The organism is Romboutsia lituseburensis (assembly GCF_024723825.1).
Classification (GTDB): Bacteria; Bacillota; Clostridia; order Peptostreptococcales; family Peptostreptococcaceae; genus Romboutsia_F; species Romboutsia_F lituseburensis_A.
The window spans coordinates 501,696-515,881 of record NZ_JANQBQ010000001.1 but is presented as its reverse complement, the minus strand read 5'-3'; the positions used below and the strand labels follow the sequence as shown (position 1 = coordinate 515,881).

Genomic DNA, 14,186 nt, shown 5'->3' with positions numbered 1-14,186 from the left:
AATTATATCCACAAATTAAAAATTAATACTAAAATGACTTTTTAGTAATATATAGAAATTTTAAAATATATATAATTATATATTGATAATAAGAAAGAAGTGATTTTATGAATTATTTGAGCTATTTAAATATAAAACATTTCAAAGGGATAGAAAATCTAGAGTTAAACGATCTATCAAACGTAAATATAATAGTTGGAAATAATAACACAGGTAAAACATCGTTATTGGAAGCAATATCATTATTACAAAGCCAAAATAGTCTAAAAACTATTTTAAAACACATATCAAGAAGAGACAGTGCTTACCTGTCTAAATTTGAACTTTTTTTAGAGCTATTTCCAAAACAACAAGATGAACTAAAAAGTATACACATAAACTCTATTATAAACAACAAAAGTAGAGAGTTAGTACTAAAAGGAAGTTTGTCAAATGATTTAGAATTCGATAGTGTTTGTTTAAAGGATTATAATCAAAAATCATTTAAAGGTACTATAAGTGTTAAGTTAAATGAAGAAAGTATTACAAAGAAAAAGATAGAGTTAAAGGAGAATCAAAGTGTAATAGAGAATAGTAGTTATGACATCATAAAAATCATATATATAACACCATATGACCATTTTAAAGATGGATTGATAAATAAAACTATAGAAAATATAGAATTAAGTGAAAAATTGAAGATAATAGAGTTGCTAAAAAAATTTGATGAAAATATATTGGATTTTAATGTAGTAACGAAAAATAGTAAAAATAATATCCAAAGAACATATATACATCACAAAATCAATGGAGAAATGCCGTTATTTAGCTTTGGAGATAGTATAAAGAAAGTTCTTACATTAGCTTCAGCCGTTATAAATGCAAAGCAAGGTATACTTTTAGTAGATGAAATAGAAACAGCTATACACAAAAATATGATGATTGAAGTATTTAAATGGTTTATTGAATTTTGTAAAGAATATGAGGTTCAGCTAGTTTGCACAACTCATAGCTTAGAGGTAATAGATGGAATTATAATGTCTATGGATGAGGAAATTGATGATCTATCTTGCTTTAGAATAGAGACATACGACAATAATGTCTATAGCACTAAATTTTCAGGCAATAGATTAAAAGATATTAGAACTTTTCTAGGTCAGGATGTGAGATAATGAGAAGCTTTATATTCTTTGTTGAAGGAGTACATGATGTAAACTGTGTAGCAAGAGTATTACTTCTTAGACACTTTAAAGAAGCTAATAATATAGATCAGTTACCTCAAATGTGGAAAGATAGAATTCCTAGAACATACCCATTTATAAACAATAGACTAGATAGACATATACCAATGCCGTCGTTTTTTATGAAAAATAACCTATGTGTGACAATTGTTTCTTCAAATGGTGCTACAAATATAATTAATGATATAGACTTGTATTTGAGTAATATGACAAAAGCTGAATTAAAGCAAGTAAACGGTGTATGTGCTATATTTGACGCAGATCAAAATAGTGCACAAAAATCTTTTGATGATAAATTTAAAAAATATAATAAGGATATGGTGATAAATAAAAAAGATTTTTTGGTTGGTCATTGTAGAGTTAGAGGGGAAATTATAAATCTACACTATTATTTTTTCCCAGATAATAGTTCAAAAGGAACACTAGAAAATTTATTGTTAGAAGGAGCTAAAGTTGTTTATGGTGATTTGTTAGACAGTGTAAATGAATATTTATCAAAGGTTGATGAAAGGCATAAGTACAACTGGAGTATATCAAGTGAAAATAAGGTTAAGGTAGGTTGTATAGCTAATGTATTCCAACCAGGAGGAGCCAATCAAACATCAATTAGATATGACAATTGGATAAGTGATGAAAGTATGTCATTTAGTTACGTAATAAAAAAATTTTATGATTTTATAGTTGACTTAGTTGAATGATAAAAGGGGGATTTTTATATGAATTGTGCACAGACATATCCAGCATTAGAAATAAATTTAGATAAAATTTATGCAAATACTAAATATATAGTAAATTTATGCAAAAACTTAGATATCAACATAGCGGGAGTTGTAAAAGGAGTTAATGCTCAATCAGAGGTTGTTCAAAAAATGGTAGATGGTGGATGTGAATATATAGCAAGTTCAAGAATAAATCAACTTATACAATTAAAAGCAAATGGTATAAATAAAGACACTATGTTAATAAGAATGCCTATGATGGGAGAAATAGAAACATTAGTAGAAAATATTGATATAAGTCTTAATTCAGAATTAGAGACTATAGTAAAAATAAACCAAGAGTGTAAAAAACAAGATAAACAGCATAAAGTAGTTTTAATGTTTGATCTAGGTGATTTAAGAGAAGGGATACTTGATGAAACAGAATTTATAGAAACTGCAATATATATAGAAAATAACCTGAAAAATATAAAACTTTATGGAGTAGGAACTAATTTAAGCTGCTATGGTTCAATTAAACCATCTTATGAAAATCTAGAAAAGCTATGTAATGTAGCTATTGAAATTGAAAAAAATATAAATAGAGAATTAGATATAGTATCAGGAGGAGCAACAACAACGCTACCTTTAATATTAGATAATAAAATACCTAAAAAAATAAATAATTTAAGAGTAGGAGAAGCTATATTAGTAGGAAGAGATTTAGAAGATTATTGGGGATATGACATAAAAGAAATACACAAAGATACAATAACTTTGAAAGCCGAAATTATAGAAATAAAAGAAAAACCTTCTTATCCAATAGGTGAAATGTTTATAGATGCATTTGGAAATAAACCAAAGTATGAAGATAGGGGAGTTAGAAAAAGAGCTATACTAGGGATAGGAAAGCAAGATTTTGTATTTCACGATACTTTAATACCTCTAGAGCAGGGAGTAGAAATAGTTGGAAGCAGCAGTGATCACTTAATAATAGATATACAAAATTCAACACAAGAGTTTAAAATAGGCGACATCATTAATTTTGGAGTATTTTATCCAAGTATGCTTTATTTAACTTCTTCAGATTATGTAGATAAATATTATATTTAAAAAAGTTACTAAAAGAGCTGAAAGTGGATTACTACTAAGGCTCTTTTAATTCTTCAAAATTAATACAAAAGCTCCTAGTAGAGATACATACTAAGAAAACAAAAAAGTAGATAGTTATATAATAAAAAATTTAGGTATATAATTAACAAGAAAGATGTAATTTGAAAAACTTATAAATTAGAAAGGTTGGATTTACTTTAATGAGAATATATACTAAAACAGGTGATAGTGGCCAAACATCGTTATACGATGGAACTAGAATAGATAAAGATAGCTTAAGAGTAGAGTCTTATGGAACGATAGATGAGTTAAATTCGTATATAGGATTGTGTATAAATTACACTAAAGATGAAACTGACAAAAAAATATTGTTTGATATTCAAAAGTTTCTTTTTTACGTTTCTGCAGACCTTGCAACAATAAAAAAAGATAAACTAAAAAAAACTATAGAAGAAAGTGATATAATTAAATTAGAAAAAATTATAGATGATTATATAAACAAAACAGAAGATATAAATGCTTTTATAATTCCAGGAACAGGTTTAGCATCAGCAAATTTACATATAGCACGTACTGTATGTAGAAGAGCAGAAAGAAGAATTTTATCCCTTAGCAAATTTGAAGAGGTAAATCCTTTAGTAATTAAATACATAAATAGATTGTCAGACGTTTTATATGCAATGGCTAGATACAATGAAGAAAAATTGATACCTATGGAATTTTAGTAAGACTTATAGATAAGTTTATTTTGTTTCAATATAATTTTAATAGGGTAGTAAATAAATATAAAACACAAAAGAAAAATTAATCGAGGAGGAAAAAATATGTCAAATTGCAATTCATGTCCATCAAAAAATAGTTGTAAGAGTCAAGCAACTTGTAATATAGAAAATAATCCTAATAATAAAATAAAAAAAATAATAGCTGTAATGAGTGGTAAAGGTGGAGTTGGAAAATCTACTGTTACATCATTATTAGCTAAGCAATTAAATAAAATGGGATATAAAGTAGGTATTTTAGACTCAGACATAACGGGGCCTAGCATACCAAGACTTATGGGATTAGAAAATGAAAGAGCGGTATCTCCAAATGGTGTAGATATTTATCCAGTAGAGACTAAAGATAAAATAAAAACTATGTCAGTTAACTTTATGGTAGATAAAGAGAATCAACCTATAGTATGGAAAGGTCCTTTAGTAGGAAAAACTGTAAAACAATTTTATAAAGATGTTATGTGGGGTGAGTTAGATTATTTACTAATTGATATGCCTCCAGGAACAGGAGATGTTGCTTTAACAGTTATGCAATCTATTCCTATAAGTGGAATAGTAATGGTTTCTGTACCTCAAGATATGATATCTATGATAGTAGCAAAAGCCGTTAATATGGCTAAAATGCTTAATGTAAATGTAATAGGGGTTGTAGAAAATATGAGTTATATTCAATGCCCAGATTGTGATAAAAAAATAAAGTTATTTGAAGGTGAAGAAACTAATAAGTTCTTAGATGAAATGAACTTAAAATTACTTGGAGAACTACCTATGACTAAAGAAATAGTAAATATAACACATAATGGTGTTGAAGAAATCAGTAATGAATTAAGTGAAACCTTAAATAACATAATAGACCAAATAAAATAATTCAAAGAGCCATCAAAATACTAATTTAATTATTAGCCTTTTGTTATGGCTCTTTTCAATTTAAGGAAATTAAAAATATGATATAATTAAACCATAAGGAGATGGTAATTTATGAAATTAATAGATTTACATTGTGACACTATAGATAAATTAATGGAAGATCAAAATGCAAATTTATATAAAAATGGTTTTTCAATAGATATAGAAAAGTTAAAAAAATCAAATTCAATAGCTCAGGTATTTGCAGTTTATTTTGACTTAGATTTGTATAGAGATAATCCATATAATCGATTTGAAAATATGGCATCAAAATTCTATGAACAATTAGATTTAAATAAAAATGACATAGCTTTAGCTAAAAATTATCAAGATATATTAAATAATCAAAAACAAAATAAACTATCAGCGATACTTTCTATAGAAGAAGGTGCCGCTCTTAATGGAGATATTAAAAATTTATATAAGGCATATGAAGCTGGCGTTAGATTAATAACTTTAACTTGGAATTATGAAAATGAAATAGGATATCCTCACAATAAAGAAGGCTTTGAAAATAAAGGCCTTAAACCTTTTGGATTAGAGGTTATAGAACGAATGAATGAACTAGGGATGATAATTGATGTATCTCACTTAAACGATGGAGGTTTTTATGATGTTTCTCGTAATTCAAAAAAACCCTTTATAGCGTCTCATTCAAATGCAAGAAATGTTACTGGTGCTAGTAGAAATTTAACTGATGATATGATAAAGATTTTAGGTAACAATGGTGGAATTACTGGAATTAACTTTTGTAAATTTTTCTTAGGAGAGAGTAAGGTATCAAAAGTAGATGATATAGTAAAGCATATAAAACATATTGTAAATGTTGGAGGAATTGATGTAGTTGCCATGGGATCTGATTTTGATGGAATACCAGATGGTTTAGAAATGAAAGATATAAGTCAAATGTATATGTTACAAGATGCATTATCGAAATCAGGGTTTAATGAAGATGAAATAGAAAAAATGATGTATAAAAATGCATTAAGAGTTATAAAAGATGTTTTATAATATAATAAGCAAGTAAAATAAAGAGTATGTAAATATTAATGTGTATTTTCTAGATTTAATTTAGAGATATGATAATTAATTTTGTGGACTATGACTATAAAGTCATAGTCCTTTTTAGGATTTATTTCCATTTTTACAAAAGAAAATACCCCTTATAATAAAAAACGCTGTTTTTTTAAAATTAGATATTTATGCTTGTAATTCTATCCTCAAAGTAGATACTTAAATGAGCTAATATTTGAGTCCAACTTCGTATTTTTTGAGTCCATTTCTCTGAAATATCCATAGTTGCTAAGTATAGTGACTTATGTAACGCATCATCAGATGGAAATACACTCTTAGATTTAGTTACTTTTCTTAATAGTCTGTTGTAACTTTCCATTGAGTTAGTTGTATATATTAAAGTTCTTATCTCTTGAGGATACTTAAAGTATGTAGAAAGTTCATCCCAGTTATTTCTCCAACTTCTTAATGCTATCGCATATTGCTTGTCCCATTTTTGCTCTACGAGCGTTAGCTCATTAAGTGCAACATCTTCAGTAGATGCTGTATACACTAGTTTTAAATCCCTAGCAAATTCTTTTCTATGTTTGTAAGACACATAGTTTAAAGTATTTCTAATTTGGTGGACAATACATCTTTGAACTTCAGTAGAAGGAAATACTGCTTGTATAGCATCTTTAAAACCAACTAAACCATCAACAGATGCAATTAAAATATCTTTAACACCTCTATTTTTAATATCTGTAAGTACTTTAAGCCAGTATTTAGAGCTCTCATTTTCACCAACCCAAATACCTAAAACATCCTTAACACCTTCTAAGTTTATTCCTATTGCTATATATGCCGCTTTATTAATTATTCTACCTTCGCTTCTAACTTTATAATGAATAGCATCCATAAATACTATTGGATATATTGTATCAAGAGCTCTATTTTGCCATTCTTGAGCAAGTGGAAGGACCCTATCAGTAATCTTAGAAACTAATGTATGAGATACATCAATTCCATATATACATTTTAAATGCGATGATATATCTCGAGTAGACATACCTTTTGAATACATGCCAATAATTTGGTCCTCTATTCCAGATATATCATTTTCATAATTTCTAACAACTCGAGGTTCAAAATCACCATTTCTATCCCTTGGAATACTTATTTGAACCTCTCCAAAGTCTGACTTAACCTTTTTCTGTCTATATCCATTTCTAGAATTAGCTATTGATTTATTTTTATTATCGTATCTGTCATATCCTAGGTGATCATCAAGCTCCGCTTCAAGCATTTCTTGAATAGTTCCTGCAAATAAGTCTTTCAACATTTCTTGTACATCTTTAGTTGTTTTTACGTTATATTCCTCAATTAGTCTTTTTAGAATTTCACTTTTGTTCAACATAAAAAGTGTGCACCTTCCTTCGGATAATTAATTATATTAATAAGTTAATTATCGCACTCTTTAGAAGAATACACACTTTATTTTACTCATCTATTTAAAAGGAAACATCATCCAAGGATTAGCGAGAACTTCTCTAGAAGTTAAACATTCTACTTTTAGTATCATACTAGAGTCAATAACCATGTACTCTGCCTGCCCATTACCTCTTATTCTATATCCTTTTATATTTTTATTTTTTTCATCTAATTGAGTAACTATAAAATTAAAAGTTTTACTGTCTTTACAAGCTCCCTTTTCAAACTTAGTACATTGTGTTATACGAACCATTCCATTACAATTTTTAATAACTTCAAATATGGATGGCTTTTCAGGCTTTTGATTTTCTTTAAAACACTCTAAACTTAATATTTGACTAGACTTTAATACTATGTCTTCAAAAGGCTCATTATCTTTTAATACAACGCCTTCAATAAATCCACAATTTTTATGAATTTTTGTTATTTTAAGTATTACATTTTTACTTGTGATACACTCTCCATTGATACTTAGTGAGCAGTATGTTACTTTAAGCTTCTTATTTTCACACTTTTCTATAGTTTGAAATACATCTTGTTCTGATATAAATTTTAAACTAGGTCCTAACATAAATAATCCCCCCTATTTAAGATTACGAATTATCAAAAAATAAATAAACTTAGGATATATATTAAGGTATGGCCATGCACTTAAATTAGTTACAACATCATATAGTATATAGTAGTAGTTTGTTTATATAATATAATTCAATAATTTTAAGTTTATTACTAAAAATAAATTTAAGGAGGAATAATAAATGAAATATCTTAGTTATAGGAGTGGAACTATAGTAGAGATATCGGAAAGCTCAAATGAAAATTACAAATATATAATGATAGCAAAAGATGTAAATGATATATACACATATACTAAATTAGTATATTCTCAAGATACTATAATACTTGACTGTGAATATTCTGAAATAGGAATTGATGATTTAAATATAGGAGACTATGTTTTTGTATATCACTCAAATAGAATGACTATGAGCATTCCTCCTCAAACATCAGCATATATAATTGAAGTTAAATAATATATCTAACCAACGCATATCTAAATTATTTTATAGATATATGTTGGTTATTTTAGTATAATACTATATAAAATACTAAAACTATTTATATTATATTTTTAAACATAAATAATAACTATCAAGGAGATTTAAATATGAAAAAACTTATGGTAATAGAAGACTCAGAAGTTATAAGACAGGAATTAAGCTCTCTATTATCCAAATATGGATATGAAGTCATAGCTCCAGATAACTTTGATAATATAATTAATGAAATTGAAACTAAAAATCCAAATTTAATTTTATTAGATATAAACTTACCTGTATTTGATGGATTCTATATATGTAGAGAGGTTAGAAAAACATCAAATGTTCCAATTATAATAGTTACAAGTAGAGATAGCGATATGGACGAACTCATGAGTATGAACTTAGGAGCAGATGATTTTGTTACGAAGCCATATAACACTCAAATATTACTAGCTAGAATAAGCTCAGTACTAAAAAGAGCTTATGGCGATACTGAAAATATGGATATACTTACATATAAAGATTTACAGCTAAATTTATCAAAAGGAACTATACATGCATTTGGTAATACCTTGGAAATAAGTAAAAATGAATTAAAAATATTGTCTTATCTTATGAAAAATAAAGAAACAATAGTATCTCGTGATAAAATAATGAACTACATGTGGAATTCAGACGTATTTGTAGATGATAATACATTATCTGTAAATGTTAATAGACTTAGAAAAAAACTAGAGGAAATAGGACTAGACAACTATATTGAAACAAGAAGAGGATTGGGGTATATAATTAAATGAAACTATCAAAATTTTTAAAAGATAGAGGTCTTTTTCTAGCAATAAATTTAATTCTAGCTTTACCTATAGTTTTAATTATGGTTGCGTTTAAATTTAAACTTGAACTAATAGCTATAATAATGTTTATATGGTTTGTGCCCTTATTATCATATATTTTAATAGAATTTAATAATAAGAAAAAATTTTATAATGAATTAGAAGATATTCTTGTAAATATTGATAAAAAATACTTATTGTCTGAAATTATGAAAAAGCCATCTAACTATGAAGAGGAAAAGATTAAATATATATTAACTGAAACCAATCGTAGCATGAGAGAACAGATTAACTACTATAAAAATATTCAAAAAGAGTATCAAGAATATATAGAGACTTGGGTGCATGAAATAAAAACACCAATAGCTTCTACTATGCTTATAATAGAAAATAATGAAGAGCGAATTCCATATTCTATGAAAAATGAAATTAAAAAAATTGAAAATTATATAGATCAAGTTTTATACTACTCAAGAAGTAACGATGTAAGTAAAGACTATATAATAAAAAAAATGGATTTAGAACCAGTAGTTAGAAATGTAGTAAAGAAAAATGCTAGTGATTTTATAAATAAAAAAATAGCTATAGAAATAAACGACTTAAGTGAGTTTGTATATAGTGATTCAAAGTGGATAGAATTTATAATAAATCAGATCATATCAAATTCTATAAAGTATTGTGCAACTGAAAATCCTAAGGTAAGTGTATATTCTATAAAAAATGAAAATAACACTATACTTACTATAAAAGATAATGGTGTAGGTATTTCACAAAAAGATTTAAATAGAGTTTTTGAAAAAGGATTTACTGGTGAAAATGGAAGGTTATACGGAAAATCCACAGGCATAGGATTGTATTTATGTAAAAAGTTATGTGATAAATTAGGATTAGGTTTAACTATAAACTCTATATATAATAAGGGAACAGAGGTTAATATTATTTTTCCAATAGGAAGAGAAATAAAATAAAGCTATCTCATTTTAATGAGATAGCTTTATTTTATTATATATGCAAAATGTAACAATATGAAAAAAAATGCATATTTATACAATAAGAAGTAAAATTTACAGAACTTATTGGGGGTATATATATGCATACAAATAATAAATTAAACAAAGGTAGAGTACCTAAAAACAATAAGAATTCAAAAAAATTAAGTAAAGGTAAAAATAAATCAAAAACATCTACTAATGATTTAAATCAACAACTAAAAAAAATATTGTTAGAAAAACTTATCGAAAAACTAAAATAGGCAAATTTAATCAAGGGAGTTTTCATATGAAAACTCTCTTGTGTCTTTTTAAGTATAAGATTATATACAGATGGAAAAATTAAATAGTAAATAAAGTAAATAAAATATTTTAAAATTAAATATATAAGGAGTAAAAAATGCAAAATAAAAAACAAACATTAATACAAAGTTCACTAGGATCTGTATTTTCAGTTTTTAGTGAAGATGAATTAAAAAAAATAACAGATAAAAGTAAAAGAACTATTGCTATATCTGGTAAAATAAATAACCCTGGAATAATAGAAATACCTGAAAATGCTACCTTAGCTGAGATAATAACTCAAGCTGGAGGTTTATTAAATGATAGTGGCTTTAAGGCTGCTCAACTTGGTATTCCATTTGGAGGATTTTTAACAGAAGATAGCTTAGACAAAGAGTTAGATTTTAAACTTTTTGACAATGGTACAAGTAGAAACATAATAATACTTTCTCAAGAGGATTGTATAATACAATATGCTAAATTCTATGTAGATTATTTATTGGGCAAAATTCAAGACGGTGGACTTGAGGAATATGAAGTTGCTAAAAAAGAAATAATTAGGATTTGGAAACTTCTTGATAGAATAAGTAAAGGTAGAGCTAATATGAGAGATGTATATCTCTTAAGAAGACTAACAGGAACTGTTAAAGAAAAGGTAAATCAAAAACATAATATAATAGAGGAGATAATAGATAAATTTTATGAAGAAATCAAAGAACATATAGAGGAAAATAGATGTTACACATCACAATGTAATCATTTAATAAAACTAAGAATAACATCTAAATGTATAGGATGTGGAGCTTGTAAAAGAGCATGTCCTGTCGATTGTATAAATGGAGAACCTAAAAAACAACATTACATAGATTATACAAGATGTACACATTGTGGTCAGTGTATAGCTGCATGTCCTGTAAATGCTATAACAGCAGGAGATAATACATTTAAGTTTTTAAGAGATTTAGCTACACCAAATAAAGTTGTAATAACACAAATGGCACCAGCAGTAAGGGTTGCTATTGGAGAAGCATTTGGGTTTGAGCCAGGTACAAATGTTGAAAATAAAATAGCTGCAGGTCTTAGAAAGTTAGGGGTAGAATATGTATTTGATACTACATGGGCTGCAGATTTGACCATAATGGAAGAAGCAGCTGAGCTTCAAGAAAGGCTAGAAAAGCATTTAGCTGGAGATAAGGATGTAAAACTTCCTATTCTTACATCATGTTGCCCTGCATGGGTAAAATTTATAGAGCAAAACTATGGTGATATGCTAGATGTGCCATCATCAGCTAAATCACCAATGCAAATGTTTGCGACTGTGGCTAAAGATTTATGGGGAAGAGAGCATGGACTAGAAAGAGATCAAATTACATCAGTAGCAATTATGCCATGTATAGCAAAAAAATATGAAGCTTCAAGACCTGAGTTTTCCAGAGGACTTAACTATGATGTTGATTATGTAATTACAACAGCTGAACTTGTAAAGATTTTTAAAGATTCAGGTATAGATTTGAGTATAATTGAAGACGAGCCTATAGATCAAGTGTTAGGTGAATATACAGGCGCAGGAGTCATATTTGGTAGAACAGGTGGGGTTATAGAAGCTGCTACAAGAACGGCAGTTGAGAAAATGACAGGTAAAAGAGTTGATAATATAGAATTTGAACAATTAAGAGGTTGGGATTCTTTTAGAGCATGTGAACTTGAAGTAGGAGATTTAAAGCTAAGAATAGGTATAACATATGGATTAAAAGAAGCAGGCAAAATGTTAGATAAGATAAGAGAAGGAGAAGAATTCTTCCATGCCATTGAGATTATGGCTTGTACGTATGGATGTGTTGGCGGTGGCGGGCAGCCAAAGGCTAGAAAAAGAAATGAAGTATTACAGCAAAGAGCAGAAGGTTTAAATAGTATAGATAGATCACTTCCAATTAGAAGATCTTATGAAAATCCTGCTGTACTTGCAATTTATGAAAAATATTTAGATCATCCTTTAAGTCATAAGGCACACGAACTTTTACACACAAAATATTTTGTAAAAGTAAAGAAAAATAAATAAAATAATAAATACCCTTCATTAATAAATTTCGTATTTAATGAAGGGTATTTATTATTTTTGTGTATAAAATGAAAGTTATGAAAACCTTATATTCAATTATTGTCATAAATAGTTTTAAAATGATATAATTTGCATAAAGGGGAAAGTTTAATTAAATGTAAATATTATTTGGAAGGGATATATAATGAATAATTTAAACAAGGTAATTATTAATATGATAGAAAATATGCCTATACCAGCTATATTCGGAGAATTAAAGATAAATACAAATGGCATAGAATTAGTTTCTGTTAAAGGTTATAGCGTTTTAATAAATGGTTTGGTTAAAGACTATAATTTATCAGAAGAAGAATTTTTGAAGGATTTTATCAAGACTATTAATTACAATTTAAATAAAGATGGTTGCAAAAATAAACTATGTAATCAAAATTTTATATGCTATATATCAAAAGCATCACAATGGTTTAAAATAACTATTCAAACGATATGTGACAGTTATTTTATAATTTACTTTTATCCTACTTATGAAGGATATAATGATACAGAGAATATTTTAGAATATAACAAAAAGATAGCTTTAGAATTTGATCATAAAAAAATACTAGATGTTGTTAGTGATTCTATTCCTGATCATATATTTTATCGAGATTTAGAGGGAAGATATATGGATGTAAATAGGAGCTTTTTACAAGATACAAAGTTATTAAAAGAAGATGTTATAGGCAAAACTAATTATGATCTTGAGATATTTAAAGATATTAGCGATAACTTCAAAGAATCTGATGATAAAATACTTGAAAGTAAAAAATCTGAAGTATTTCATGAAGTCATTTACTTTGGAAATGACCTCAGGCATATTGAAACCATAAAAGCACCGTGTTTTGATAGTGAAAATAGAATTCTTGGAATTGTTGGAATATCACGTGATATTACAGATCGTATATTAAAAGAAGTAGAAGAGGAAAGAATAAAAGCAGATTTTTTCGCTAATTTATCACATGAGCTAAGAACACCTCTTAACTTAATATTTAGTTGCTTACAAATGATAGATCTAAAAATAAAAGATAATGATGACATAAAATCTTTATGTGGATCATATTTAGATATTATAAAGCAAAATTCTAAAAGATCTTTAAGATTAATTAACAACTTTATAGACTCTAATCGATTAAACAATGGATATTTAGAATTGAATGCTCAAAATGGGGATATTGTACAATTTATAGAAAATATATGTGATTCTGTTTCAGAGTTTATACATCAAAAAGAATTAACAATGATCTTTGATACTTATATTGAGGAATGTATTATTAGTTTTGATATGGAAAAAATAGAGCGTGTAATGTTAAATTTAATATCAAACGCAATAAAATATAATAAGCCTAATGGAAGGATCGATGTAATCTTACAATTAAATCAAAATGTATTTGAAATAAAAGTAAAAGATACAGGTATTGGAATTCCCAAAGAAAAACAAGATGAAATATTTAAAAGATTTAAACAAATTGACAACAGACTAACAAAACATAGTGAAGGCAGTGGAATAGGATTATCATTAACTAAGTCACTTATTGAGATTCATAATGGAAATATATCAGTAAACAGTAAAATAGGTTTAGGAACTGAATTTATAGTAAAACTACCATATACTAAAGAATGTTTAAATACTAAAAAGGTTTTAAAAATAAATGATAAGTTAATAAATACAAATGAATTAGTAGAAAGAATGAGCATCGAATTTTCTGATATATACTAATATATCTATTTCTCAAAATTTAAATATACT

General features: G+C 26.9%; 14 protein-coding genes. 12 read left to right on the top strand and 2 right to left on the bottom strand.

The genetic code is table 11. The features are described 5' to 3' along the window. Positions 1–107 precede the first annotated feature (107 nt). From NWE74_RS02560 to NWE74_RS02535, 6 genes are all read left to right on the top strand, one after another. Positions 108–1,151, top strand: coding sequence for an AAA family ATPase (locus NWE74_RS02560; protein WP_258241673.1), 1,044 nt, complete (start codon positions 108–110; stop codon positions 1,149–1,151). Beyond that, positions 1,151–1,918, top strand: a complete 768-nt coding sequence (locus tag NWE74_RS02555) for a DUF3226 domain-containing protein (protein WP_258241672.1) — start codon at positions 1,151–1,153, stop codon at positions 1,916–1,918. The genes NWE74_RS02560 and NWE74_RS02555 overlap by 1 nt, the downstream gene beginning before the upstream one ends. An 18-nt stretch (positions 1,919–1,936) precedes the next feature. Continuing rightward, positions 1,937–3,031, top strand: coding sequence for an alanine/ornithine racemase family PLP-dependent enzyme (locus NWE74_RS02550; RefSeq protein ID WP_258241671.1), 1,095 nt, complete (start codon positions 1,937–1,939; stop codon positions 3,029–3,031). Between the two features lie 200 nt (positions 3,032–3,231). Continuing rightward, positions 3,232–3,756, top strand: a complete 525-nt coding sequence (locus NWE74_RS02545; RefSeq protein ID WP_258241670.1) for a cob(I)yrinic acid a,c-diamide adenosyltransferase — start codon at positions 3,232–3,234, stop codon at positions 3,754–3,756. A gap of 99 nt (positions 3,757–3,855) precedes the next feature. After that, positions 3,856–4,671, top strand: a complete 816-nt coding sequence (locus NWE74_RS02540) for an Mrp/NBP35 family ATP-binding protein (RefSeq protein ID WP_258241669.1) — start codon at positions 3,856–3,858, stop codon at positions 4,669–4,671. A gap of 111 nt (positions 4,672–4,782) precedes the next feature. Next, entirely contained in the window at positions 4,783–5,721 is a 939-nt protein-coding gene (locus NWE74_RS02535) for a dipeptidase (RefSeq protein WP_258241668.1), read from the top strand. A 181-nt stretch (positions 5,722–5,902) separates the two neighbouring features. On the opposite strand, the gene NWE74_RS02530 is transcribed toward NWE74_RS02535, so the two are convergent. Further along, positions 5,903–7,120: an IS256 family transposase gene (locus NWE74_RS02530; protein WP_258241667.1), complete on the bottom strand. Its 1,218-nt coding sequence runs from the start codon at positions 7,118–7,120 to the stop codon at positions 5,903–5,905. A 90-nt stretch (positions 7,121–7,210) separates the two neighbouring features. Then, positions 7,211–7,765, bottom strand: a complete 555-nt coding sequence (locus NWE74_RS02525; protein WP_258241666.1) for a hypothetical protein — start codon at positions 7,763–7,765, stop codon at positions 7,211–7,213. A 187-nt stretch (positions 7,766–7,952) separates the two neighbouring features. On the opposite strand from NWE74_RS02525, the gene NWE74_RS02520 reads away from it, so the two are divergent. From NWE74_RS02520 to NWE74_RS02495, 6 genes are all read left to right on the top strand, one after another. Next, entirely contained in the window at positions 7,953–8,228 is a 276-nt protein-coding gene (locus NWE74_RS02520; protein ID WP_258241665.1) for a hypothetical protein, read from the top strand. A gap of 134 nt (positions 8,229–8,362) precedes the next feature. Continuing rightward, on the top strand, positions 8,363–9,034 hold the full coding sequence (locus tag NWE74_RS02515; RefSeq protein WP_258241664.1) for a response regulator transcription factor: 672 nt from the start codon (positions 8,363–8,365) through the stop codon (positions 9,032–9,034). Then, entirely contained in the window at positions 9,031–10,038 is a 1,008-nt protein-coding gene (locus NWE74_RS02510) for a sensor histidine kinase (protein WP_258241663.1), read from the top strand. The genes NWE74_RS02515 and NWE74_RS02510 overlap by 4 nt, the downstream gene beginning before the upstream one ends. A gap of 122 nt (positions 10,039–10,160) precedes the next feature. Next, on the top strand, positions 10,161–10,322 hold the full coding sequence (locus NWE74_RS02505; protein ID WP_258241662.1) for a hypothetical protein: 162 nt from the start codon (positions 10,161–10,163) through the stop codon (positions 10,320–10,322). Between the two features lie 137 nt (positions 10,323–10,459). Further along, entirely contained in the window at positions 10,460–12,400 is a 1,941-nt protein-coding gene (locus NWE74_RS02500) for a [FeFe] hydrogenase, group A (protein WP_258241661.1), read from the top strand. A 184-nt stretch (positions 12,401–12,584) separates the two neighbouring features. Further along, positions 12,585–14,156, top strand: coding sequence for a PAS domain-containing sensor histidine kinase (locus tag NWE74_RS02495; protein WP_258241660.1), 1,572 nt, complete (start codon positions 12,585–12,587; stop codon positions 14,154–14,156). Positions 14,157–14,186 lie beyond the last annotated feature (30 nt).

Bases quoted from the DNA above. Each gene is read 5' to 3' on its own strand.
- NWE74_RS02560 (WP_258241673.1), top strand. From the start codon at position 108: ATGAATTATTTGAGCTATTTAAATATAAAACATTTCAAAGGGATAGAA.
- NWE74_RS02555 (WP_258241672.1), top strand. From the start codon at position 1,151: ATGAGAAGCTTTATATTCTTTGTTGAAGGAGTACATGATGTAAACTGT.
- NWE74_RS02550 (WP_258241671.1), top strand. From the start codon at position 1,937: ATGAATTGTGCACAGACATATCCAGCATTAGAAATAAATTTAGATAAA.
- NWE74_RS02545 (WP_258241670.1), top strand. From the start codon at position 3,232: ATGAGAATATATACTAAAACAGGTGATAGTGGCCAAACATCGTTATAC.
- NWE74_RS02540 (WP_258241669.1), top strand. From the start codon at position 3,856: ATGTCAAATTGCAATTCATGTCCATCAAAAAATAGTTGTAAGAGTCAA.
- NWE74_RS02535 (WP_258241668.1), top strand. From the start codon at position 4,783: ATGAAATTAATAGATTTACATTGTGACACTATAGATAAATTAATGGAA.
- NWE74_RS02530 (WP_258241667.1), bottom strand. From the start codon at position 7,120: ATGTTGAACAAAAGTGAAATTCTAAAAAGACTAATTGAGGAATATAAC.
- NWE74_RS02525 (WP_258241666.1), bottom strand. From the start codon at position 7,765: ATGTTAGGACCTAGTTTAAAATTTATATCAGAACAAGATGTATTTCAA.
- NWE74_RS02520 (WP_258241665.1), top strand. From the start codon at position 7,953: ATGAAATATCTTAGTTATAGGAGTGGAACTATAGTAGAGATATCGGAA.
- NWE74_RS02515 (WP_258241664.1), top strand. From the start codon at position 8,363: ATGAAAAAACTTATGGTAATAGAAGACTCAGAAGTTATAAGACAGGAA.
- NWE74_RS02510 (WP_258241663.1), top strand. From the start codon at position 9,031: ATGAAACTATCAAAATTTTTAAAAGATAGAGGTCTTTTTCTAGCAATA.
- NWE74_RS02505 (WP_258241662.1), top strand. From the start codon at position 10,161: ATGCATACAAATAATAAATTAAACAAAGGTAGAGTACCTAAAAACAAT.
- NWE74_RS02500 (WP_258241661.1), top strand. From the start codon at position 10,460: ATGCAAAATAAAAAACAAACATTAATACAAAGTTCACTAGGATCTGTA.
- NWE74_RS02495 (WP_258241660.1), top strand. From the start codon at position 12,585: ATGAATAATTTAAACAAGGTAATTATTAATATGATAGAAAATATGCCT.